Annotated in this window: 24 protein-coding genes; 13 read left to right on the top strand and 11 right to left on the bottom strand. The window is 36.1% G+C overall.

What is annotated here, in order from left to right; all coding sequences use genetic code 11:
• The first annotated feature begins 1 nt into the window (after position 1).
• Both MKY26_RS07290 and MKY26_RS07285 read left to right on the top strand, forming a co-directional pair.
• Positions 2–922, top strand: a complete 921-nt coding sequence (locus MKY26_RS07290) for an osmoprotectant ABC transporter substrate-binding protein (protein ID WP_411675032.1) — start codon at positions 2–4, stop codon at positions 920–922.
• Positions 923–934: 12 nt separating this feature from the next.
• The gene (locus MKY26_RS07285) at positions 935–1,618 is read left to right on the top strand and encodes an ABC transporter permease (RefSeq protein ID WP_095373075.1); all 684 of its coding nucleotides are present in this window, start codon (positions 935–937) and stop codon (positions 1,616–1,618) included.
• Positions 1,619–1,668: 50 nt separating this feature from the next.
• Here MKY26_RS07285 and MKY26_RS07280 read toward each other — a convergent pair whose 3' ends face one another.
• Both MKY26_RS07280 and MKY26_RS07275 read right to left on the bottom strand, forming a co-directional pair.
• Complete coding sequence (locus MKY26_RS07280) at positions 1,669–1,818, bottom strand: hypothetical protein (RefSeq protein WP_157733963.1); 150 nt, start codon at positions 1,816–1,818, stop codon at positions 1,669–1,671.
• 140 nt (positions 1,819–1,958) lie between these two features.
• Complete coding sequence (locus MKY26_RS07275) at positions 1,959–2,633, bottom strand: lysoplasmalogenase (RefSeq protein ID WP_322909455.1); 675 nt, start codon at positions 2,631–2,633, stop codon at positions 1,959–1,961.
• 25 nt (positions 2,634–2,658) lie between these two features.
• Here MKY26_RS07275 and MKY26_RS07270 point away from each other — a divergent pair, with 25 nt between their 5' ends.
• The gene (locus MKY26_RS07270; protein WP_341098674.1) at positions 2,659–4,089 is read left to right on the top strand and encodes an aldehyde dehydrogenase; all 1,431 of its coding nucleotides are present in this window, start codon (positions 2,659–2,661) and stop codon (positions 4,087–4,089) included.
• Positions 4,090–4,183: 94 nt separating this feature from the next.
• Here the strand turns inward: MKY26_RS07270 and trhA are convergent, their stop codons facing one another.
• On the bottom strand, positions 4,184–4,831 hold the full coding sequence (gene trhA / locus MKY26_RS07265; RefSeq protein WP_095373078.1) for a PAQR family membrane homeostasis protein TrhA: 648 nt from the start codon (positions 4,829–4,831) through the stop codon (positions 4,184–4,186).
• 129 nt (positions 4,832–4,960) lie between these two features.
• Between trhA and MKY26_RS07260 the strand changes: the two genes are divergently transcribed.
• On the top strand, positions 4,961–5,533 hold the full coding sequence (locus MKY26_RS07260) for a DUF1836 domain-containing protein (RefSeq protein WP_341094458.1): 573 nt from the start codon (positions 4,961–4,963) through the stop codon (positions 5,531–5,533).
• A 159-nt stretch (positions 5,534–5,692) separates the two neighbouring features.
• Here MKY26_RS07260 and MKY26_RS07255 read toward each other — a convergent pair whose 3' ends face one another.
• The 5 genes from MKY26_RS07255 to MKY26_RS07235 form a co-directional block, all read right to left on the bottom strand.
• Positions 5,693–6,700, bottom strand: a complete 1,008-nt coding sequence (locus MKY26_RS07255) for an LLM class flavin-dependent oxidoreductase (protein ID WP_095373080.1) — start codon at positions 6,698–6,700, stop codon at positions 5,693–5,695.
• A 217-nt stretch (positions 6,701–6,917) separates the two neighbouring features.
• Positions 6,918–8,048: a CAP domain-containing protein gene (locus MKY26_RS07250; RefSeq protein ID WP_233435241.1), complete on the bottom strand. Its 1,131-nt coding sequence runs from the start codon at positions 8,046–8,048 to the stop codon at positions 6,918–6,920.
• 620 nt (positions 8,049–8,668) lie between these two features.
• A complete protein-coding gene (locus MKY26_RS07245; protein ID WP_157733964.1) occupies positions 8,669–8,833 on the bottom strand; it encodes a hypothetical protein in 165 nt (54 codons plus the stop codon).
• A 46-nt stretch (positions 8,834–8,879) separates the two neighbouring features.
• Positions 8,880–9,827 carry a MerR family transcriptional regulator gene (locus MKY26_RS07240; RefSeq protein ID WP_224938355.1) on the bottom strand — a complete coding sequence of 316 codons (948 nt, stop codon included), beginning with the start codon at positions 9,825–9,827 and terminating at the stop codon, positions 8,880–8,882.
• A 290-nt stretch (positions 9,828–10,117) separates the two neighbouring features.
• Positions 10,118–11,182: an AbrB family transcriptional regulator gene (locus tag MKY26_RS07235; protein WP_095373081.1), complete on the bottom strand. Its 1,065-nt coding sequence runs from the start codon at positions 11,180–11,182 to the stop codon at positions 10,118–10,120.
• Positions 11,183–11,381: 199 nt separating this feature from the next.
• On the opposite strand from MKY26_RS07235, the gene MKY26_RS07230 reads away from it, so the two are divergent.
• Entirely contained in the window at positions 11,382–12,032 is a 651-nt protein-coding gene (locus tag MKY26_RS07230; protein ID WP_095373677.1) for an AAA family ATPase, read from the top strand.
• A 289-nt stretch (positions 12,033–12,321) separates the two neighbouring features.
• On the opposite strand, the gene MKY26_RS07225 is transcribed toward MKY26_RS07230, so the two are convergent.
• Positions 12,322–13,095: a class I SAM-dependent methyltransferase gene (locus tag MKY26_RS07225; RefSeq protein WP_341094432.1), complete on the bottom strand. Its 774-nt coding sequence runs from the start codon at positions 13,093–13,095 to the stop codon at positions 12,322–12,324.
• 188 nt (positions 13,096–13,283) lie between these two features.
• Between MKY26_RS07225 and MKY26_RS07220 the strand changes: the two genes are divergently transcribed.
• The 8 genes from MKY26_RS07220 (at position 13,284) to MKY26_RS07185 (ending at position 20,877) form a co-directional block, all read left to right on the top strand.
• Positions 13,284–13,664 (top strand): XdhC family protein, encoded by a 381-nt coding sequence (locus tag MKY26_RS07220; protein WP_307313562.1) that lies wholly within the window; start codon positions 13,284–13,286, stop codon positions 13,662–13,664.
• On the top strand, positions 13,639–14,436 hold the full coding sequence (locus tag MKY26_RS07215; RefSeq protein ID WP_341094423.1) for an XdhC family protein: 798 nt from the start codon (positions 13,639–13,641) through the stop codon (positions 14,434–14,436). Before MKY26_RS07220 ends, MKY26_RS07215 begins: the two co-directional genes overlap by 26 nt.
• A complete protein-coding gene (locus MKY26_RS07210; RefSeq protein WP_341094419.1) occupies positions 14,408–15,031 on the top strand; it encodes a nucleotidyltransferase family protein in 624 nt (207 codons plus the stop codon). The genes MKY26_RS07215 and MKY26_RS07210 overlap by 29 nt, the downstream gene beginning before the upstream one ends.
• A 196-nt stretch (positions 15,032–15,227) precedes the next feature.
• Positions 15,228–15,677, top strand: coding sequence for an SRPBCC family protein (locus MKY26_RS07205; RefSeq protein ID WP_095373086.1), 450 nt, complete (start codon positions 15,228–15,230; stop codon positions 15,675–15,677).
• 18 nt (positions 15,678–15,695) lie between these two features.
• Positions 15,696–16,589, top strand: coding sequence for an FAD binding domain-containing protein (locus MKY26_RS07200; RefSeq protein WP_095373087.1), 894 nt, complete (start codon positions 15,696–15,698; stop codon positions 16,587–16,589).
• Positions 16,582–17,055, top strand: a complete 474-nt coding sequence (locus MKY26_RS07195) for a (2Fe-2S)-binding protein (protein WP_095373088.1) — start codon at positions 16,582–16,584, stop codon at positions 17,053–17,055. Before MKY26_RS07200 ends, MKY26_RS07195 begins: the two co-directional genes overlap by 8 nt.
• 14 nt (positions 17,056–17,069) lie before the next feature.
• Complete coding sequence (locus tag MKY26_RS07190) at positions 17,070–19,442, top strand: xanthine dehydrogenase family protein molybdopterin-binding subunit (protein ID WP_307313572.1); 2,373 nt, start codon at positions 17,070–17,072, stop codon at positions 19,440–19,442.
• A 160-nt stretch (positions 19,443–19,602) separates the two neighbouring features.
• Entirely contained in the window at positions 19,603–20,877 is a 1,275-nt protein-coding gene (locus MKY26_RS07185) for an MFS transporter (RefSeq protein WP_157733968.1), read from the top strand.
• A 77-nt stretch (positions 20,878–20,954) separates the two neighbouring features.
• Here MKY26_RS07185 and MKY26_RS07180 read toward each other — a convergent pair whose 3' ends face one another.
• The gene (locus MKY26_RS07180; RefSeq protein ID WP_307313575.1) at positions 20,955–21,386 is read right to left on the bottom strand and encodes a terpene synthase; all 432 of its coding nucleotides are present in this window, start codon (positions 21,384–21,386) and stop codon (positions 20,955–20,957) included.
• Between the two features lie 36 nt (positions 21,387–21,422).
• Positions 21,423–22,337, bottom strand: a complete 915-nt coding sequence (locus tag MKY26_RS07175; protein ID WP_322909448.1) for a DMT family transporter — start codon at positions 22,335–22,337, stop codon at positions 21,423–21,425.
• Positions 22,338–22,355: the final 18 nt, after the last annotated feature.

Genomic DNA, 22,355 nt, shown 5'->3' with positions numbered 1-22,355 from the left:
GATAAAAAGCAAAAAAATTTTCATGACGATGATGTTAACGATGACTCTTTTATTATCAGGCTGTTCACTTCCTGGTTTAAGCGGATCTAGTGAAGATTCTATTTCAGTAGGGACTGTGGTCACCTCTGAATCACAAATTGTCGGTCAAATCATTAAACAGTTAATTGAAGAAGAAACCGATCTCAGTGTAAATATGGTTAATAATCTTGGATCTTCTATTGTGCTTCACCAGGCAATGGTGAGTAATGATGTAGATATATCAGCTACTCGTTATACAGGCACAGATATCGCAGGACCATTAGGAATGGAGCCAGTACTTGACCCTGATAAGGCAATGGAAGTTGTCCAAGAAGAGTTTGACGAGAAGTTTAATCAAAAATGGTATGATTCTTATGGGTTTGAGAACTCGTATGCTTTTACCGTAACTGATGAATTAGCAGAAGCAGAGGATTTAGAAACGGTATCTGATTTAGAGGCATTAGCAAATGAAATAAATTTCGGTGTAGATACTTCATGGTTGAATCGTGAAGGAGATGGATATGATGGTTTTGTTGAAACATATGGTTTTGATTTTTCGAATGTGTATCCTATGCAAATTGGACTTGTTTACCAAGCAGCGGCATCGGGCGAAATGGATGTCGTTTTAGCTTACACGACGGATGGACGTATAAAAGCCTTTAATTTAAAAGTATTAGAAGATGATAAGAATTTCTTCCCTCCATATGATTCCTCTACTGTTGCGAGTAAAGAAATTTTAGAGAAGTACCCTGAACTTGATCCATTATTAGAGAGATTAGTTGGAAAAATAAGTACAGAAAAAATGCAAGAATTAAATTATGCAGCAGATGGGGAATTAAGAGAACCCGCAATCATTGCTGAAGAATTTTTAGAAGAAAATAATTATTTCCGTGATAAGGAATAGGGGGTGGCTTAAATGGATGTGTTTTCTGACTTAATTACTTATTTTACAAATAACGGTTCTTATGTATGGGAACAGTTCTTTAGACATTTTCTAATGTCAGCCTACGGGGTTTTATTTGCAGCGATAGTAGGTATTCCTGTTGGCATCTTGATAGCAAGATATTCACGTTTGAGTAGTGTAGTTCTCTCGTTAGCCAATGTTATTCAAACGATCCCTGCACTCGCTATGCTCGCAGTATTAATGCTTGTGATGGGCCTTGGAACAAATACAGTCGTTTTTGCACTATTCCTATACTCCTTATTGCCTATTATTAAGAATACTTACACAGGAATTAGGAATGTAGATCATACTTTAATAGAGTCAGGTAAAGCAATGGGTATGACAAAATGGCAAATATTAAGAATGGTAGAAATCCCGCTTTCTCTTTCTGTCATTATGGCAGGGCTTCGAACAGCTCTAGTCATTACGATTGGTATTGCAACAATAGGTACTTTTATTGGTGCTGGGGGACTTGGTGATATTATTATGCGTGGAACAAATGCGCAAGACGGAACGGCAATCATTTTAGCTGGAGCTATTCCAACAGCATTTATGGCAGTAATTGCAGATGTGATAATGGGCTGGTTGGAAAGAAGCTTAATGCCAGTGAAGAAGAAGAAACAGGAAAGTAATGAGCAAGAAGAGGTTACGGCATAAAAAATGATGGTGATTCATCTTTAAAATGAATCACCATCATTTTTTTGTTCTTAATTTCCGTAACCATTTAACCCCGTCCCGAACGTATCAAATTCTGGTTTTCTTTCAATTCTTTCAGCAGCTGTCTCAACTGTCTCTAATTCATTTTCATGATTTTCGCCATTATCTTGTGAATGAAAAGAATGCTGTTTCTTGTTCATACTGGTATCCTCCTTTTACAATGTAAGATAGAGTATAGCTAGTTAAGCCTAAAAGGGAGAGTGAAATAAATTTGCTTATTGTTATTTTATGCTAATGCCCAATTTAGGTTATTTCTTTATTTTAACATAAATTTGAAAAATTATCCTTTTGTTCCTATGGGTGAAATTGGTTTCTGTATCTTCACTTGTTTGACTGTATGAAGCAAGCTAAAAGCAATTAAAAATTGTGCTAAATAATAGGTAATCATAATAATGCTTCCAGAGAAAGGAATGGAAGAAATAAATTTATTCCAAGCTAACACACTATCAGAAATGACAAAGAGTAAACTACCAATGATGGCATACAATTGCCCTGACATAATAGCAGACCAAAACATCAATGATATGACAGCGATATAAAGGATAACTGGTATAATCAATTCATTTTCATTGCGGTTGTGAAGAGCTTCCACAAATTCAGAACTCATAAAGATACCATAGGCAAGAATAGGAATAAAAGAAAGAAACCTAGCTAAAGAGTATTCCCAGATCTTAAAGAAGCCAATCGTATAGAATATATGACCGATTAAAAATGCGGTTAATCCAACCACAAACCAAATGAGTAGACCGTCACCGAACATACAAAAAATAAGACCTAAAAAAATAAAATAGTAGTGAGTAGGTTTAGTTTCTTGCCGATTGCGATAGGTGTATAGAATAATAAGAATCATCGGTACTAATTTGAAAAAGATTTTTAGGACTGTCGGTTCCTCAGGTATAAAAAATATATAAAGAATAGCAAATAGAAGAATCAAATATGGCAGTTTTTTTCGCATAGGATTCACCTCATTTTTTTAGTATATATTCAAGAGTGTAAAACCATTTTCCTGCAGGAGGTATATAAAATTGAAAATAGAAAGAGGGAAGAGCATGGAAAAAAATATTTTAGCACAGCAAAAAGCATTCTTTCATACGGGTAAAACAAAAGCACTTACCTACCGATTGGACGCATTATATACATTAAGAAGTTTAATTAAGGAGAACGAAAGCAGCATAGCGGAGGCTTTGCAAAAAGATTTACGGAAATCATTTTTTGACTCCTTTTTAACAGAGATTGCTGTTTTACTAGAGGAAATAAAATTTACAATTAAACATGTGAAAAAGTGGTCGAGACCTGCAAAAGTAAAATCATCTTTAACTACGTTCGGTTCAAAAAATATGATTTATCCTGAGCCATATGGTAATACATTAATCATTGCACCATGGAACTATCCCTTTCAATTAGCGATTGCGCCATTAATTGGTGCAATCGCCGCAGGCAATACAGCAGTCATCAAACCTTCCGAATTAACACCTCACACTTCTCGTTTAATTGCTCACCTTATCGAGGAGCATTTTCCAGCTGAATATATTACAGTTGTGGAAGGTGGCGTGGAAGTTAGTGAAAATTTGTTAGAAGAATCTTGGGATCATATTTTCTTTACTGGGAGTGTAGCAGTGGGTCGACACATTATGAAAGCAGCCGCTAATCATTTAACACCTGTTACGTTAGAACTGGGAGGAAAAAGTCCAGCAATTATTCATCATGATGCCCAAATAAACCATGCGGCCAAAAGGTTAGTATGGGGGAAATTCTTAAATGCTGGACAAACATGTGTAGCACCCGATTTTGTTTATGTCCATCAAGAGATTCATGACAAGTTTCTTAAGGAAGTCACAGCTCAGATAGAAAGTCTTTATGGAGAGAATGCAATAGAAAATACATCTTACACAAAGATTGTCAATGAGAAGCATTTTAAAAGGCTTTCTACATTTTTAACTAATGGTCAATCTTATTATGGGGGGAGAGTGGATGAATCAAATCATCTGATCGAACCGACCATCTTAACTGAAATTAATTGGCAAGATCCGATTATGCAAGATGAAATTTTCGGTCCGATCCTTCCAGTATTGTGTTATAAGGAATTAGATGATGTCATTAGCAAAATAAATGAACAACCGAAACCGCTAGCACTTTATCTTTTCTCAGATGATAAAAAAGTCCAGCAAAAAATCTTGCAATCAATTTCTTTTGGTGGTGGTTGTATCAATGATACAGTCATGCATTTAAGTTCCCCACATTTACCATTTGGTGGTGTAGGCAATAGTGGAATTGGATCTTATCACGGACGGGCAAGTTTTGATGCATTTACGCATTATAAAAGCATCTTAAAACAAACAACAAAAGTGGATTTTCCATTTCGGTATCCGAGTGAAAAGTCATTAAAGCTATTAAAAAAGTTAATTAAATAAAGAATAGAAGGGCTAATGAGTAAAATAGACATCTATCTCACTTAGCCCTTCATTTTTTTACACAAACATAATATTGCCATGACCAATCAATTTATTAAAGAACATAGCCATATACGCTAATAAAGTGACAAAGCGTTCCTAATAAGATAAAGATATGAAAGATCTCATGAAACCCCATATGTTTAAATTCCATGAATTTAGGTTTGACCGCATAAATAACGCCACCGATTGTGTAAAATACGCCCCCTTGAATTAACCATACGAGACCTGCTGTGCTCAATGCTTTACTTAATGGGAGGAAGGCGATGATGATAACCCAACCAAGAAGAATATATAAAAAAGTGGATAACCATCTAGGACAACTAAACCAGACCATTTTAAATAATACACCAAGAATGGATGTCGTGATAACGAAAGCGAATAAACTTATTCCTAATACGCCATCAAGTGCGATTAAACAGAAAGGTGCATAAGAACCAGCAATTAAAACGAAAATCATTGAATGGTCAACTTTTCTCAAGAAAGCAATAACTGTATGTTTTGCTCTCACCCCATGATAAGTGGAGGAAGCGAGATAAAGTAACATCATACTAATACCGAAAAAAGTAACGGAGAATATGGCAATGTTTGTTCCGTTATGTAATGATGCTTTGATGATTAAGGCCAGTAAACCTATAAATGACAATATTGCGCCAACGAAATGAGTTAAGCTATTGATGGGTTCTCTTATAAACGACATGATAACACCCCTAATAATATTATAAGTAGTTTTTAATACTACATATAATATTACTACTAACTATAATATATAGTCAACATTTACATTTCTAATGATAGGATGTATGATAGTAAGAAAAATAATGAGGGATAAATGATGGAAAAACAAGAAAAAATCAGACAAGGAAAGCCTATTCGCATGGAAGACATTCCGTCTATCGCTTTATATATGGATCAAGTCATACAACTGTTTGAACAAAACTACCATTCTTATAAACGAAATGAAGATGAGAAAATCTTAACAAAAACAATGATTAATAATTATGCCAAAGGAAAACTATTACCACCCATTAAAAATAAGCGTTACAGTAAAGAACATATATTAACGATGAGCCTTATTTATCAACTGAAAGGTATATTATCGATTCAGGACATTAAAACAACGTTAGAGAGTCTGAACGAGGAAGTGCAAAAAGAAGGAGTGAATATAGAAGACGTTTATGATATGTATGTTGACATGATAAATGAGAATGAAGAACAATTTAATGAAAATGTTGACTGGATGGAGAAATCGATTGCTGAAAATTATAATGAAAAAATCCCCCAACCGAACAATGAAATGAAAGAGGTATTAATGATTAACTCATTGGTTCATATGAGCAATCTTTATCGCCGCTTAGCTGAAGCAAAAATTGATTCACTTTCTAGGGAAGAAGATCGGAAGTGAATCAAAATGATGGATGAGGAAGGGTGCTCCGTACCACAACTAAAACCATGTAACCCAGACTTCTAAGTACGATCGCATATGAAAGAGAACAATGGGTTCGAAAGCAAACATGCAAACTAGATTTCAAGTAGTTTTGTTTGCTTTCGATGTTCAAAGTTCTTAAGCGTTTATTTCCTTCATTACATTTGCCACATGCTGATAAGATGCTTTTCTTTTATCATGGTCATAGATTTGAGCATTGACGATGATCTCATTTGCGCCAGTTTCACCAAGGAATATTTCAAGCTTTTCTTTCACTTTCTCAGGACCACCAATAATGGAAGAACCTAATTGTTGTTGTAATAATTGTTTCTCTATAGGTGTCCAAACTTCGTCCATATTCTCAACAGGAGGCAACATCTTTCCACGTTTATTACGCATCATGCCTAAGAAAGATTGATAAAGAGAGCTTGCTAGGTATTGTCCTTCTTCGTTTGATTCCCCTGCAATGATATTCACACCAACCATTACATAAGGTTCTTTTAATACATCAGATGGTTTAAAGCTCCGGTGGTATAGATCAATTGCTGGTAATGTATTGTCCGGTGAAAAATGGCTAGCAAAAGAGAAAGGCAAACCTAGCTGACCCGCAAGTTGCGCACTATACCCACTTGAACCGAGTAACCATATTGGAATATTCAAGCCTTCTCCTGGAACCGCTCTAACTGGTAATGGTTGTTCCGAGCGTGAAGGATCAAAGTAAGTTCTCAATTCTTCCACTTGTTGAGGGAAATCTTCGGCATCTGTTCGTCGAGTCCTTCTTAATGCCGCCGCAGTAAGTTGGTCAGTACCTGGCGCACGACCTAAGCCTAAATCAATTCTTCCTGGGTAAAGTGATTCGAGTGTACCGAATTGTTCAGCAATCACTAAAGAAGAGTGATTCGGTAACATAATGCCCCCAGATCCTACTCTAATTGTATTGGTAGCGCGGGCAATATCACTTATGACAATAGATGTGGCTGAACTAGCAATGCCCGGCATATTATGGTGTTCGGCCAGCCAATATCTCGTATAACCTAATTTTTCTGCATGTTTGGCTAAATCGCGCGAGTTCGCTAATGACTCACTAGGTGATCCACCTTCAAGGACTGGTGCTAAATCTAAAACAGAATATTTTATCGTTGACATCGTTTTCAGCTACTTTCTTTTTAGTATCTGTACATATTGTAGCAACTTCTATTACATGAATGAAATTATCTGCTTTTAAAATGAATGATTCGGTTATAAAATGTTACCTGATATGATCATTAAAGCAAAGCTCATTTAAACGTTTGTCTTAAGTGTGAATAGTTATATTAAATGGTTTGCAGTATGAAAAAGAGCATGTCAGAGCAGTTCTGCATGCTTATCTTTTCGTATAAAAATTTTCTGTGAAATAAGGCTGGTTATCATCATTAAATGCCACCCCAACACCAAGAAGCTGGTAATCTTCTTTAAGGATGTTTTTCCTATGTCCAGCAGAATTCATTAAGCCTTCATGGGCAAAAATACTACTAAATTGGCCATAGGCTAAGTTTTCGCCAGCTGTTCGAAACAGAATATCATCCGCATTCATCCGGTCAAACGGTGATTCACCTTTTAAGTTATCATGACCGAAATAATTATTAACAGCCATATCAGCACTATGATCTCTAGCTGTTTGTCTCACGGGATCATCCCAAGTTAATGTAGGTAAACGATAATTAACTCTCTCAGCATTTGTTAAATCAAATAACTGGAATTCAAAACCTTCCTTTAAAGCTGCACTTTTTTCACCATAGAAACCAACTTTATTAAGTTCAAGCTCTTTACCAATTAATTGAATGGCAGTTACTTGGTTATTTTCATGAATATCATAGAAAACGGTTAAATAACTATCATCGACCTCATAAAGTGCATAATTACTATCGGTTGCATATTGATAATTGGTTATACCTTTACGAATCGCGCTAATCGGTTCCCCGAATATTTCTGTTACTTCCTCTTTTGTCATATTCATTTGAAAGCCGTTTTTAGAAGTAATTAAATCTTGATTCGTATAGATGCCATTAATTAATTCATTTTCATCATAGGAAATCATGATGAAGTGATGATAATTATCATGATAAGCATGCCATTTACTACCGTATTCATTTGCTGTAATTCTTTGTGGGGATCCTAATGAATTCTCAACTTCCGCTTTCTTCTCACCGATTTCAAAATTATAGACTGAGATTGTTTGGCTATCAGGTTTAGATAATGCGGGCTTCTCGATTGATTCATCTTCTGCCGGAGGAGAGTCATTAGGTGAAGGCTGGATCCATTGTTCAAAATTGATAATCATTTGATTAAAAGCAGTAACAGCATCTTCTGTAAAGCCTTGAACATCTTTTTCTTCAATAGATGATTGAATTTCTTTCAAGTGTTCGTTGGTTTTATCCCCTAGAGCTTCACGAATTGACGGCCAACTTATATAAATAAGTAAACATATTAAGAAAAATATACTAATCTTTTTCAAAATAGAATTCCTTTCTAACCTTGATACTACTCTTTATTGCCTAAATTATAGTCTCGTTAAACATAGGTAACAACTCATTCGACTTATCCATAATTATCCATCAAGGGTGTATTTCCTGTTATTTACAGAATTACATAATCTGTTTATGAAAATATAGTTTTGTTTTAAAGGATAAATGTTTTGGCTTTCTAATAGTATGAGAAGTCATTGAATGGAGAGATAATACCCTGAATAAATGGGGGATGGGACCGCTTTTAAGAAGATTAACTAAAAAAGGGCTGGAACATAACTAAATGACCTAACCTCAAAAACGAACAATAACAAATTAGGATCTATAAAATATCAGATGAAAACAAGTCCGTTCCATTGCACAAACAGACCCTCGCTTTCCGCGGGGAGGGGCTTGAGCGTCCTCGGCATTGCCTGCCGGGTCTCAGCTTTCCTTCTATTTTCCGCAGGAGTCGAGTGTCTTCCGCTCCATTCCACTATTCTTTTCATATAGGATATAAATCACACAAAAAAACCGAATGATTAGAAGTTGTATACTCCTGTTCATTCGGATAAATCTTTAGCTAGAATATATATGTCCCAGCTTCTTTTAGAGGGTATTATCAGGCGTGTTAGTCTTTAAGCATTTGCATTTTGTGTTCAAATTTTTCAAGTTTTCTTTTTAACATCTCCATTTTCGATTCCAGTTCATCTAGACGAAAATCTACACGATGATGATCATTGTCCATTGTAACTAATAATTCATCCACATGATGCGCTTTTTGCTGTTTTTTCATTTGATAAAAACCCCTTTATATTGAGGGGATACTCGCCCCTACGAATTTATTTTTTCCACTTTTGCCACCATTTTTTTTCTTGCTTACTCGCTGCAGCATCTCGGAAAGATAGCATCATATCTTGAAATGCGTCTTCTCGCTCACGTAATCGATGTAAATATTCTTCATGTTCTTTTCTCATTGTTTCGACATAAATATCACGATCGGCATTCATGCTCTCTTTTAATTCATTTATTTCATTGCTAAATTCTGTACCTGTTAATTCTTGCGAGCTAGAAATATAATGAATCATTGTTTTGAACTCTTCAGAGGATGCTTCTGAGGATTCGGTAATTTTGTTCGTGATATAGTGCATCTGGTCTGTCGTTCGCTTCGACTGTTTCGCAACTCTTTTTGACAAGGTTTCGAGCGCTCCGGAGCTTTGTTTTGAAGCATGCTTCCATTCGTCAGTCATTTCTTGAATTTCTGCTTTCGTCTTCTCGTTGGATTTATAGATGGAGTCTGAAATGGTTTTAACAGTATGAAGAGAATTTTTGGAAAGCTCCATTTTCATTTCTTCTACAACTTCTTTTTTAAAGTTCGTTTTTAATTCTTGCTTGATCTCTTGTAATAAATGGTCCTGGAATTGTGTCATGACCATAGATAGTTGTTCGATATTGAGAGGATGATGATCTTGCTCAGTTGTTGCTTCATGTAGTATAGGATTCAATGATGTTTCTAAGGGGTTCTCTTGTTGGTCTGCTATTGACTCTGAATCAAGATGTTGCTTAAGTAATCTGCGAATCATTTTTTGACTTAAATTTTGATTACGCATCTTTTTCACGGTGTCTAGTAAGCTAATTTCTTCATCTGTATAATATCTTGCCCCATTTTTAGATCGGGGAATAACTAATATATCCTTTAAATCTTTTTCCCACTGTCTTAGTGTTCCCGGCGGAATATTTAATTGTTTAGATACTTCATTAATGGTATATGCTTGCATAATTTGATTCATGAATAACTCCCTTTCATCATAGTGTAATTTTTCATCTTTCGGAAGGGGATTCCGAACTACATAATAAATTCCGTATAATTAGCTATTCCGCATTGTAGCCCGTCTTTTCCTGCCTGCTGACAAAAGATATCAAAACAAGACGTTATTCCACAAATGTAGGCACTTTATAAGGAAATTGACTATTTTGACAATGAATTTTGTAGATAATAAACAGATTTAGGAAGGAATGGGTAAATGGTCCTGAGATGAGGGTAGATCATTTGGGATAGGCAAAAAGGGTCACCAACTGGTTACCCTTTTTCTTTCCTATATCGAAAAAATAGATATTTTAAACAAGGTGGTACAATAAAGAAGATGAAAAATACACGAAAGAGTTGATAGCCGGTTACAACAGCTAACTGTGCATCGACTTCATGGGCAATAATAGCCATTTGATCCATTCCGCCAGGTGATAAACTTAAGAAGCTTGTAGCAAGGGAAAACCCATAAAAATGACTAAGAAGAAAGCTGAGAACCATCGAAATGACAATTAATAAAGCGCTGCTCAATGCACCTAAGCTTAATAATTTCCATTTGTTTTCAAGTTTTTCTGGATGCATCATGAGACCAATGTTAATACCAATAAAAACTTGTGCAATCTCAAGTAAGCTGTTAGGTAATTCAGGACCATTGATATTAAGCAGTGTCATGAGGCTTGTTGCAATAATAGGACCGAGAAGAAATGGGGTTGGTGCGTTCCATTTCTTAAAAATAATAGCTAAAATAAATGATAGAATCATAAATGGAATAATGTCAGGTAGTAACTGCTGCCAACTAGCCGTATGTTCATAGGTTGGTAAAATATTACCGCCATTATGGAAGAACGGACCAAATATGAGAAAAGGAACAAAAAAGATTATAAGTATTAATCTTACTACTTGTAAGAAAGTAACAACAGTCACATTCATTTCTTTTGTTTCTTCAGCTAATACGAGCATTTGTGACAAACCGCCAGGAATACTACCAAGCAATATCGATGGATAATGGATACCGGTTAATTTTGCTATGAAGAATGAAGTGATTAAACTGAACCCAATAATAAGTACTGTTAAAAATAACATGGAGGGTAGTTGGTGCAAGATGAACACCATCGCTTCTTTTGTTAATGAAAGGCCCATACTGTATCCAATTATAAAGATCCCGATGTTTCTAAAAGATTTTGGCCAGTATAACGTCTTCTTTGATATTATAGAATAAAGCATAATACTTGTTATGGATCCTAATAGCCAGCTTACAGGGATATGAAGTAGGGTGAAGATGCCCCCACCTGCTACGGCAATAATAACTGCTAGCAATAGTGAATAGCTTTTGTTCATGTGCAGACCTTCTTTTTCTTATGAGAAATTTCGATTCTGGAAAGATATGTTTATCATACCATAGACAATGGCATATTTTTAGTAAATGCTTAGATGAGACATCCTAAAAACAGGAGGAGAGACCTTGCTAAGAAAAATAAAGAAAATAAGTAGTAGTCATGAAAATACCTATCCTTTATCCATTCCCACGATTGCATCAATGGATGAAATTCAATTTAAGTCACCTGTAACATTCTTTGTAGGTGATAATGGTTCTGGCAAGTCAACCTTATTAGAAGCCATTGCCCATCAATGCGGTTTTAATGTGGCTGGAGGGAGTAGAAGTAATAGTTATGAATTACATGCCTCCGAATCTTCCTTAGCTGCCCACATTAGGCTTTCTTGGATGCCGAAGTTAACAAATGGCTTTTTCTTAAGAGCCGAATCTTTTTATCAGTTTTCTTCACATATTGATGAATTAGAACGGGAATGCCCAACAGGATATAGTGGTTATGGTGGCAAGTCATTACATGCACAATCACATGGAGAATCGTTTCTATCACTCTTTCTGAATCGTTTTGATGGAGAGGGTATTTATTTGTTAGATGAACCTGAAGCGGCATTATCGCCTGCAAGGCAGCTTGCTTTTCTTAGAATCATGCATGATATTGTCTCAGCAGAAGAAAGCCAATTAATTATTGCCACCCATTCTCCGATACTACTTGGCTTTCCAGGAGCAACAATTTTAAATTTCGATGAAGGTAGCATTGCGGAAACAACGTATGAAGAAACAGATCATTACCAAATAACGAAATACTTCTTGGAAAATAGAGAGAGATATTTACATGAAATATTTAAAGAAGAAGACTAATCAGTACCTTGCTGTATAAACAAGGTACTGATTAGTCTTTTATTATCTTATATTCCATCAAAGATCAGTCATCGTGTTATATAAGGTTACCAATCTTGTCTTTAGAAGAATCCAGCAATTATGACCACCGCAAAAAAAGTTGAAAATAAAAGACATGCTAGAGTTATAAGTAACACATACCTAAGAATCATACTTTTATCCCTTAGAGAATAAAAACTGGGTCTACCTACTTGCAGGGAGGCCAATATTTACTCTAATAATGACTTTAATCCATAGAATTGTAAGGGATTTACACGTGTACTATTGTTATATATCGTTCATAGGTGATAGGTAATCCTTTAACTGTTTGATGTTTCTTGAAAATGTTAGTGATCTCTCGTATGTCGGAGCTAACTACTTCATAGATTTCTTTTTTTTGTCCAAAGCAACGATAGTGGATGAGATCAAGGGGTGAATGTAAATATTCAATCGTATGATACGGGTGAATTTCAAATTTCCTGAAAGGAGCCTTTGTAAAGATCTTTGTGAGATGTTGTTGAATGGGTATGTTATGTTGGTTGTTTGGAAAAAGTTTAGGAAACCAGTTTGATAACTCTTTTCCTTCATTTTCACCAGGGTGCAACCCTAAAATGAGCCCTCCTTCTTTTACATAAAGAGGTAAATGATGATAAATGGAAGTAGGCCCTTTACGGATAATAGCAATATCAAAGAATGCTCGTTTAAAAGGAAGTACATGTTTTGAATGAGCAACAATAAAGGATATATTATCGGGCTTTGTCTTCATTGCCGTCTGAATAAATTGCGTAGAAGAATCGGCACCAATCATTTGCTTGGCATATAAAGCATATTTTTTTGTGAATCTTCCTTCACCGCAGCCAAAATCAAGGGCGACTTTATCTTTTGTATGTAAGCAGACGAGTTGATCAAAGATATTCTCTGCAATAGGTGAATCAATTGTAGATTGCCATGGATAAATGTATGCATTCCCGTTCTTGCTTATTTGCCTATACCATTCAGGGGAGTGAGGAGAAAGCCAATAATTGGATAATGTAGGATTTTTCAAATGAATACCTCCATAATAAAAAGTCAAAAATTTCAAATAGTAATCTATTGTAAATTTTCTAAAAATTTAATTGACATAGTCAAGAAGTAACGATTATATTATTCTATATCGGAAACTTTGTTTTATAGGTAAAACATTCCAATTTTCATCTTTACTATTAAATATATACGCATTGGAGGGTGATGTCGATGACAAATGAACAGCTGGAAGTAATGAGGGCAATACAAAAACTAAAAGCTAAGAAGCTTCCTTGTGCGCTAGCAACAGTTATTAAAGTAAAAGGATCGGCTTATCGAAAAGAAGGGGCAAAAATGCTAATCGATGAGGATGGAGTTACTGTCGGATTAATATCGGGGGGCTGTTTAGAAGCAGATGTAGCAGAAATAGCCAAGGAAGTAATAGAGACAAAAACCCCAATAATTAAAACGTATCAATTAGATGAAGACGAGGTATGGGGGTTAGGTCTTGGCTGTCCAGGAACGGTTCATATCTATATTGAACCATTAATGTATACAATACAGAATATTGAGGAGGTGGATGAATGTGCAAAAGAAATTGCCTCCTTTTGATGCTTGGCTAGATGCCATTGACCAACAACAAGCTGCTGTTTTAATGACCATTACGGAAGCTAGCTTGTCACAAAAAAATTATCGGATTTGCTATCTAGAAAATCAACCCCCAATTGGATCTTTCTATGATCAAGCATTGGAATTGGCTGCTTTATCCATTGCTAAAGAAAAGTTAGGGCAATCCAACCCGCAATCAGAAAGTTTAATGATACAAGATGAGAATGAATTAGATGTAGACATATTCTTCGATGTATTTGTTCCATCACCTACTTTGATGGTGTTTGGTGCAGGACATGATGCGATACCAGTTGTTAAATATGCAGCCGAATGCGGGATGAAAACGGTTGTCATTGATCAAAGAAGCCTTTATAACAATGAAGAAAGGTTTCCTCATGCCGAAAGAATAATAGCTAGACCAGAGGATTTCTCAGGTTCTATTCGTGTAACAAATCGTACATATATTGTCGTTATGAATCATCATATTGAGAAAGATAAGCAGACATTAAAATTTGCCTTATCTTCACTGGCTCCTTATATAGGCGTCTTAGGGCCGAAATCACGACGTATCAAAATCCTCGATCAGCTTTATTTGGAAGGTTGTCACTTCACGTATACAAACTTACAAAGAATGCATAGTCCAATTGGACTTGATATTGGAGCCGTATCCTCTGAGGAGATTGCTATTAGTATTGTTGCTGAAGTGATTGCAGTTAGAACAAGACATAAAGGAGGCTTTCTACAAGGTGCGGAATTTATCCACCAATCATCATAAACGTCCAATAAAAGCAATTATTCTCGCAGCAGGATTATCTACGCGAATGGGGCGGTCGAAGCAGTTGCTGCCGTTTAAAGGGGTAACTATGCTTCATTATGTCATTGAACAAGTATTAAAGTTACATTGTAAAGAAGTGATAGCTGTTATTGGTCATGATGCAGTTACCATTATGGAAGAAATAAAGATAAACGACCCTTCCTTTTCTTGGGCTTATAATTCGGATTATGCCAATGGTCAATCGTCTTCACTGTACAAAGGACTTACCCAAGTTGCCTTTCCAAAGGAAGATGCACTCGTATTTTTAGGAGACACCCCCTTTATAGAAAAGGAAACAAGTGAAATGATTATTCACAGAGGGCAGCAGTTAGCGAGAGATAAAAATCATCCAATATCTATAAGGCCATCATGTGATCAAACGCCTGGCCATCCTGTTTATTTTGCAAACATCAATAATACAATGATTCAATCGATTCAACAACAAAGTGGAAAGAACTTTATTCAGACCATCCCATATAAGGAAGAAATAGCAGTGAATGATCGCGGTATTCTATTAGATATAGACACAATAAAAGAGTATGAAAAGCTAAAATAATATTGTAGTTTTACATTCAAAACAAAAAAACAGATTTCTTTATCTAAAACAAACTTATTTACACATTTATGTTTTATATAATAAACGTTATTTAGTTAACAAAACAAAAACATCCGCATTTTATTGACAAAATTTTTTGAAAAAATTAATATTATTACTATTAGCACAATTCAAAAAGTGTAAAGGGGAGAAAATAATGATCTTATCAGGTCAAGTGAAAATGAAAAAAAATAATAAAGATGTTTGGGATGCACTTCATAACCCTCAAATATTAGAAAAAGCTATTCCAGGATGCAAAAGCCTACTGTTAAAAGAAGACGGAACCTATGATGTTGAAATGAAATTGGGCATCGCTTCAGTTAAAGGGGATTACAAAGGGAATGTAAAACTTGAAGATATCGAAGCACCTGTACACTATCAATTAATAGCAGAAGGGAGTGGGAAACCAGGATTTGTTAAAGCAAAAATGGATTGCTATATTACTGCAATTGATGAAGAAAAATGTGAAGTGAAATGGGAATGTGATGCTGAAGTTGGCGGCATGATTGCTGGTGTAGGAAGCAGAGTAATGAGCGGTGTGGCGAAATTTATTGCTGGAAACTTTTTTAAAGATGTTGAGAAACAAATCACTTTACAAAAGGCGTAACGAAAGGGTGGCACAAGCATGAAACCATCAAAATTTAAATATTTAAAACCGTCAAGTGTTAATGAGGCATTAACCTATCTAGAAGAATACGGAGATGATTGTAAAATCATTTCTGGGGGACAGAGTTTAATACCTGTACTGAATATGAGGCTATCCACCCCTGACTTTTTAATCGATGTGAGCGGAATAAAGGAGTTAAATTATATTCGTGAAGAGGATGGATATATTGCCATTGGTGCACTGACAAGGCATGTGGAAGTGGAAAATTCACTATTAATTAAAGAAAAATGTCCGTTGCTTATTGATGCAATTAAGTGGGTAGGTCATAAACAAATTCGCAATCGTGGGACAATTGGTGGCAGTGTAGCTCACGGTGATCCTTCGGCAGAACTACCGTGTGTATTGACAACATTAAGAGGTGAGATTGTGATTGCTTCAGTGGATGAAGAGGAAGTTGTCGGTCCTGAAGATTTTTTTCTCACTTATCTCCTGACGTCATTACAAACAAATCAATTAGTGAAAGAAATCCGCTTTCCAATTATGACACAAGGAGAGAGAGTGGGGCATTCTTTTGTAGAAGTGGCGAGGAGACATGGAGATTTTGGCTTAGCAATTGCTGCAGCAGTAATTGAACTTGATAACCAAGGACTTATTCAAAAGGCACAACTAGCTGTAGGAGGTGTCAATCCAGTTCCTCTTATAATAGAAGAAGCTGAGGAATTATTAATAGGAAAAGAAGTGACAGAAGCTTTATTAAAAGAAATAGCTGAATTAACGAGTGAGTGTGTGGACCCAGAAGGAGATTTGCACGGAAGTGCTGATTATCGCAGGGAACTTATTGGTACCCTATTAAAACGTGCAATAGAAGAAGCAATAGCAAGAGCATGGGAAGGAGAAGAGAAGGTTGGATAAAGTAAATATTTCTTTAAATGTAAATGGTGAAAAAGTGGAAAGAGATATAGAACCTAGGCTCTTATTAACAGACTTCTTAAGAGAAGAATTATTTTTAACAGGCACACATGTCGGATGCGAGCATGGCGTATGCGGGGCATGTACAATACTTTTAAACGGTGAAGCGGTTCGAGGTTGTTTAATGCTAGCTGTTCAAGCAGATGGGGCTACAATTGAAACGGTTGAATCGCTTGCTGGTGAAGATGGACAATTAAATCCTCTTCAACAAGCATTTACGGATTGCCATTCCCTCCAATGTGGATTTTGCACACCAGGGTTCTTAATGACATTAACGCAATTTACGAAAGAAAATCCGAATCCGACAGAAGAAGAAATTCGAGAAGCCATCTCAGGAAATCTTTGCCGTTGTACAGGCTATGCGAATATTGTTAAAGCAGTAAAGCAAGTTACACATCAAACGGTATAAAAGGAGGGAGAAACATGCATAAATATATCGGAAAAAGCATGCACAGAAAGGAAGATTATCGCCTTTTAACTGGAACGGGCATGTTTGTAGGTGATATTAGTTTAACCAATATGGCAGAGGCAGTATTTGTAAGAAGCCCTCATGCACATGCGAAGATTGTGGACATAAATATAGAGGCTGCAAAAGCATTAAAGGGTGTTTATGGGATATTTACTGCAAAAGATATTGAAGACCTAAAACCATTGACGCAATTTGAATCACATTGTTTTTTACCACCCAATTTGGTTGAGGCTATATCGCCAACAATCAACTTTAACTATGAAGATATTTTAGCTAAGAAGAAAGTTACATATGTTGGCCAATCTGTAGCAATTGTTGTGGCGAAAAACCGTTACATCGCCGAAGATGCAGCTGATCTAGTTGAAGTAACTTATGAGCCGCTACAACCCCTTGTTGACCCATATGAGGCGCGAAAAGAGGATGCAATTCTTATACAAGAACATTTAGAAAATAATATTCAGTCCCATTTTCATGTGACAACAGGTAATGTTGAGCAAGCATTTGCCGAGGCGGACTATATAATGAATGAAAAAATTCGCACCCCCCGACTCGGATCAAATCCGTTAGAAACAAGAGGAGTAGTGGCGAAATTTGATACAAGAAATCAAGAGCTGAGAGTTTGGTCTTCTTCGCAAATGCCTTATGAAATCAGATCTACTTTAGCACATTGTTTGTCATTACCCGATCTAAGTATTCGTGTTACAGCACCTGATGTTGGAGGCGGATTTGGACCAAAAGGTGGAGTTCACCCAGAAGAAATTGTTATTCCTTACTTGGCTAAAAAATTGCAGAGGCCGATAAAATGGGTAGAGGACCGAATGGAGCATTTAACAAGTGCAAGGCAATCGAGGGATCAAATCCATGATGTGAAAGTTTCATTTAAACAGGATGGAACGATTACGGCAATTAAGGATTTTTTTGTGATTGATAGTGGTGCTGTTAATTTCTTCGCCTTAACTTGTGCTTATAATAGTGCTTATCATTTAAGAGGGGCTTATAAAATCCCTAATTATGATAGTGAATGTGAAGTCATCTTAACGAACAAAACACCTAATGTGCCATTTAGGGGAGCAGGTAGACCTGAAGTAGTCTTTGTAATGGATCGAATTATCGACATCGTCGCAAGAAAATTAAAAGTAGATCCAATCGAAATTATGAAGAAAAATATGATCCAAGCTGAAGACATGCCTTATGATCAAGGAATTCTTGTAAAAGATGGCCATCAGCTTATTTATGATAGTGGCGATTATCCTGATGCATTACGCAAGGCAGTTGATTTAGTTGACTATGATGCTTTTAGAAAAGAACAAGAAGAGAAGAAGAAAGAAGGTAAGCTAGTTGGTATCGGCATCTCTTCTTACGTAGAAGGTACGGGCGCAGGACCTTATGAAGGGGCACATATCTCTATTGACCCTTCTGGTCATGTAACAGCTTATTTAGGCTGTACCCCTCAAGGACAAGGGCATGAAACAGTATTTTCACAAATTGCAGCAGACGGATTGGGTGTAAACCCGCAAAATATTACTGTTCGAGTTGGCGAAACAACTGTGTTGCCAATGGGCCAAGGAACTTACGCAAGCCGAAGCGCAGTAAATGCAGGTTCAGCTATTTATGAGGCAGCATTAAAAATGAGAGAGAAAGTGTTAAAAATCGCCGCACATTTGCTAAAAACGGATGAAGATTTAGTCATTGATGAAGGGAAAATATATGCAGAGACTTCTCCTGAAAAGTTTGTCACCTATCAAGATGTTGGGCGAGCGGCGCTGCCTGCTAAATTAGGGAATTTACCAGCAGGCATGGAAGCAAGCTTAGAAGTAACACATTATTTTGCCCCTCCAACGGTTACATTTGCTGCTTCGATTCATATGGCACAAGTGGAGGTTGATAAAGAAACAGGTTTTGTAGATTTACAGAAATATAGTGTTGTACATGATTGTGGTACGGTTATTAATCCGATGATTGTTGATGGTCAAGTGCAAGGCGGTATTGCACAAGGAATTGGTTCAGCTCTTTACGAAGAAATCGTCTATGACCAAACAGGGCAATTGCTTACCGGTACTTATATGGATTATTTATTACCAACATCGATGGAAGTACCAACGGTGGCAAAAGCACACCAGGAATTCAAATCAACAAGAAATCGCCTAGGAATAAAAGGTGTAGGTGAGGGGGGTGCCATCGCGCCACCAGCTGCAATAGCAAATGCAATCGTAGATGCACTTCATCCATTAGAAATTAAAACAAATGATTTACCTATCAGTCCAAATAAGTTAAGAACATGGATTAAGGAAGCAGAGGCATCTTTTCAAGCACTACAAACAAATTAAAGGAAAAAACAGGTATCTTCCAAAGGATTTTGTGGGAAATCCCTTTGATTGCAAGATACCTGTTCTATCTTAAAGATTACTAGGAAAGCCATCAATAAGAGTGTATTTATTATATCACTCTTCTACTAACATGCCAATTTTCACAAGGAGTGATTCAACTATGCAAAAGGCAAATGTACTTCACGAAGAAAACATGACAAAGGCAACAAATGCTAGGTGGATTTATATTTCACTACCATTAATGCTACTGTTCACGGTTTCAATGATCGATAAATCTAATATTAATATATTATTTGCAGAAAGACAGTTTTTACAAGATTTAGCTATTAGTGATAATGTGATCAAGGGAACATTAAGTTCTGTCTTTTTAATTACATACGCATTAGGGCAGTTTTTCTGGGGGTTTGTAGTCGACCGTATCGGCGCATTTAAAAGTGGAATGATTGGTATAGCCATTTGGGGTATAGCGATGATTATCGGTGGAGTAGCTACATCGGTTACGGCATTATTATGGTCAAGAGCATTACTAGGGGTAGGTGAAGGCGTTTTATACCCCATTGCACTTACCTTAACTGCTAAGTGGTTTCCGCAACAAGAACAAGGGAAAGCACAGTCTTTTTGGTTTACAGGGAATGCAATCGGACCAGTTATTGGTATTCCAGCGATCGCATTAATTGCCGCCTCTTTTGGGTGGAGAGAAAGTTATTTCGCACTAGCGATTATTTCTTTTATTTGTTTGGCCATATTTATTTTTATGATTAGAAACAAACCATCTGAACATTATGCAACTAATGCTGCAGAAGTAAACTATATAGAAAAGGGGCAAGGAGTAAAAAAGACTGCTAACATCGATACAGGAAGTGTTAAATCTGTTTTAACGAGTCCTCTGTTCTGGATATTAACAACAGTATATGCTTGCGTCTCCATCGGTTTTTTTGGATTTTCTACATTTTTGCCAAGCTATTTAACAGAAGCAAAAGGGATTGATTTTGTTAATTCAGCTATGATTAATGCAGCGGGTTATGCTCTTGCCATCATCGTTCAATTAGTATGTGGCTATCTTTCTGATAGATGGATGAAACGGGCTGCGTTTGTCGCCGTAGCAAGTGTCATCATCATAGGCTGCTTCGTAGGCTTCTTATACACTACGAATACTACAGTCGTTATTCTACTTACAATTATTCTATTAAGTGTATTATACATGCCAGCACCGATAACCATGACGATGCTCCATGAAGTCGCTTCATCCCAAGTGATGGGGAGAATAAGCGGTACATTCGGATGTGTATCTTATTTAGTAGCAGCTGCTGGGCCAATGGTTGTTGGCTTTTTCAGTACAACAACAGGCTCTTTTACAGGCGGTTTTATGGCGTTAATTAGTTTTATCGTTCTTTCACTTTTATTATGTGTGTATTTGATGAAAAAAGGTTATTGATATAGAATCATTTTAAAAAAATTAAAAAAGTAGAGTCGTTCTGAACGAAGTGAACGGCTCTATTTTTATAAGAAACCTTAGTCTTGTGATAAATAAATCCAATTTTTTTCATCAAATTCTTCTATTATATAATTTGAACCAATACTTTGTAGGATTTTATTAAAGGATTTTATATCGTCTTTGTTCTCATACAAACCTTCTTGAATATATTCCTTCATAATAAAATTTGTTAAGTGAGTATTGTTAACGAAGTCCGAAAAATATAATCGTAGTGTTTCCGAATCCTCTTCGTTTAACTTTTCATCATTAATGATAGAAATTCTGAAAACATTTAGTATCTCATCAATATCTTCTTCATCCATATAACATAGTGGCTCTAGTTTTTTATCATCAATTGTAAAAGGTTTTCTAGTATCTTCAATGATTACATAAGATAAGAAATGTTCTTGCTTCCATACATGAAAGATTTCTAAATCACGTAATTTTAAGACTCTACGAAGTGATAACATAAACTTCCTCCTTTCCATATTAAGTTAATGGCTGTACTAAAGTAGAATTTTTTCTGTTTTTTGTTCCATTGTTTGCTCAGTTTTTACCTTAACAGGCACTCGATAACTCCCTAATGTCGCAACAATCACACCACAAATAATTAAAAAAGCACCTATGATATCTCGAATGGTAAATGCTTCACCAAGAATAATAACAGCTAGACCGGCAGCGAAGAGAGGTTCTAGCGAAAACATTAAACTCGTTTGTGTTGGTGATGTATGTTTTTGTGCCACTGCTTGGGAAATAAAGCCAAAGGCACTACATAGGATCGCTAGTCCAAGTATACTCATCCAAGCAACTGTGTTTTGGGGCAGGATTGGTGATTCAAAAAAGCTACTTAAAACAAGAGCGAGTATACCAGCAAAGCCGAGTTGCATGATACCAACTGTAATAGGTTCATGATCCTTAGTGACTCTTCCAATAATCAGAATTTGAATAGCGTATGCGAGAGCGGAAAGCATACACAAAATATCGCCGTAATTGAATGATAAGGAATGTGTAATTGTCATGATGATAATACCAACAAATGTAATGATGATGCCAATTCTAACTGGCACGATTGGTAACTTTCTTTGCAAAATACTTTGGATCACCGGAACGAATATGACCGTCATACTTAATAAAAATCCGGCATTAGAAGCATCTGTCATCGTTAAGCCAACGGTAACTAAAGAGAACACAAGTAATAATAAGAAGCCTAATAGAAAACTGTAAAATAAAAGTTCGATATTTACATGCCGTAAAGAACGATAAAAAAAGGTAGCGGCAATTATAAAGGCAATTAAACATCTTAATGCGACAAGGTTAAATGGTTCAATCGACGCGATTCCCATCTTCATAAAAATATAAGATAATCCCCAGAAAAAATTTACCACAACTAAAAGAATCGTTGCTTTCGTGCGCATACTCATAACCATTTCTCCATTCTC

The organism is Cytobacillus sp. FSL R7-0680 (assembly GCF_038009245.1).
GTDB lineage: Bacteria > Bacillota > Bacilli > Bacillales > Cytobacillaceae > Cytobacillus > Cytobacillus kochii.
The sequence above is the reverse complement of the archived record's forward strand: the minus strand, read 5'-3'. Positions and strand labels throughout refer to the sequence as shown.

Bases quoted from the DNA above. Each gene is read 5' to 3' on its own strand.
- MKY26_RS07285 (WP_095373075.1), top strand. From the start codon at position 935: ATGGATGTGTTTTCTGACTTAATTACTTATTTTACAAATAACGGTTCT.
- MKY26_RS07280 (WP_157733963.1), bottom strand. From the start codon at position 1,818: ATGAACAAGAAACAGCATTCTTTTCATTCACAAGATAATGGCGAAAAT.
- MKY26_RS07275 (WP_322909455.1), bottom strand. From the start codon at position 2,633: ATGCGAAAAAAACTGCCATATTTGATTCTTCTATTTGCTATTCTTTAT.
- MKY26_RS07260 (WP_341094458.1), top strand. From the start codon at position 4,961: ATGATGGAAAAACAAGAAAAAATCAGACAAGGAAAGCCTATTCGCATG.
- MKY26_RS07255 (WP_095373080.1), bottom strand. From the start codon at position 6,700: ATGTCAACGATAAAATATTCTGTTTTAGATTTAGCACCAGTCCTTGAA.
- MKY26_RS07245 (WP_157733964.1), bottom strand. From the start codon at position 8,833: ATGAAAAAACAGCAAAAAGCGCATCATGTGGATGAATTATTAGTTACA.
- MKY26_RS07240 (WP_224938355.1), bottom strand. From the start codon at position 9,827: ATGAATCAAATTATGCAAGCATATACCATTAATGAAGTATCTAAACAA.
- MKY26_RS07235 (WP_095373081.1), bottom strand. From the start codon at position 11,182: ATGAACAAAAGCTATTCACTATTGCTAGCAGTTATTATTGCCGTAGCA.
- MKY26_RS07230 (WP_095373677.1), top strand. From the start codon at position 11,382: ATGGATGAAATTCAATTTAAGTCACCTGTAACATTCTTTGTAGGTGAT.
- MKY26_RS07220 (WP_307313562.1), top strand. From the start codon at position 13,284: ATGACAAATGAACAGCTGGAAGTAATGAGGGCAATACAAAAACTAAAA.
- MKY26_RS07205 (WP_095373086.1), top strand. From the start codon at position 15,228: ATGATCTTATCAGGTCAAGTGAAAATGAAAAAAAATAATAAAGATGTT.
- MKY26_RS07200 (WP_095373087.1), top strand. From the start codon at position 15,696: ATGAAACCATCAAAATTTAAATATTTAAAACCGTCAAGTGTTAATGAG.
- MKY26_RS07190 (WP_307313572.1), top strand. From the start codon at position 17,070: ATGCATAAATATATCGGAAAAAGCATGCACAGAAAGGAAGATTATCGC.
- MKY26_RS07185 (WP_157733968.1), top strand. From the start codon at position 19,603: ATGCAAAAGGCAAATGTACTTCACGAAGAAAACATGACAAAGGCAACA.
- MKY26_RS07180 (WP_307313575.1), bottom strand. From the start codon at position 21,386: ATGTTATCACTTCGTAGAGTCTTAAAATTACGTGATTTAGAAATCTTT.
- MKY26_RS07175 (WP_322909448.1), bottom strand. From the start codon at position 22,337: ATGAGTATGCGCACGAAAGCAACGATTCTTTTAGTTGTGGTAAATTTT.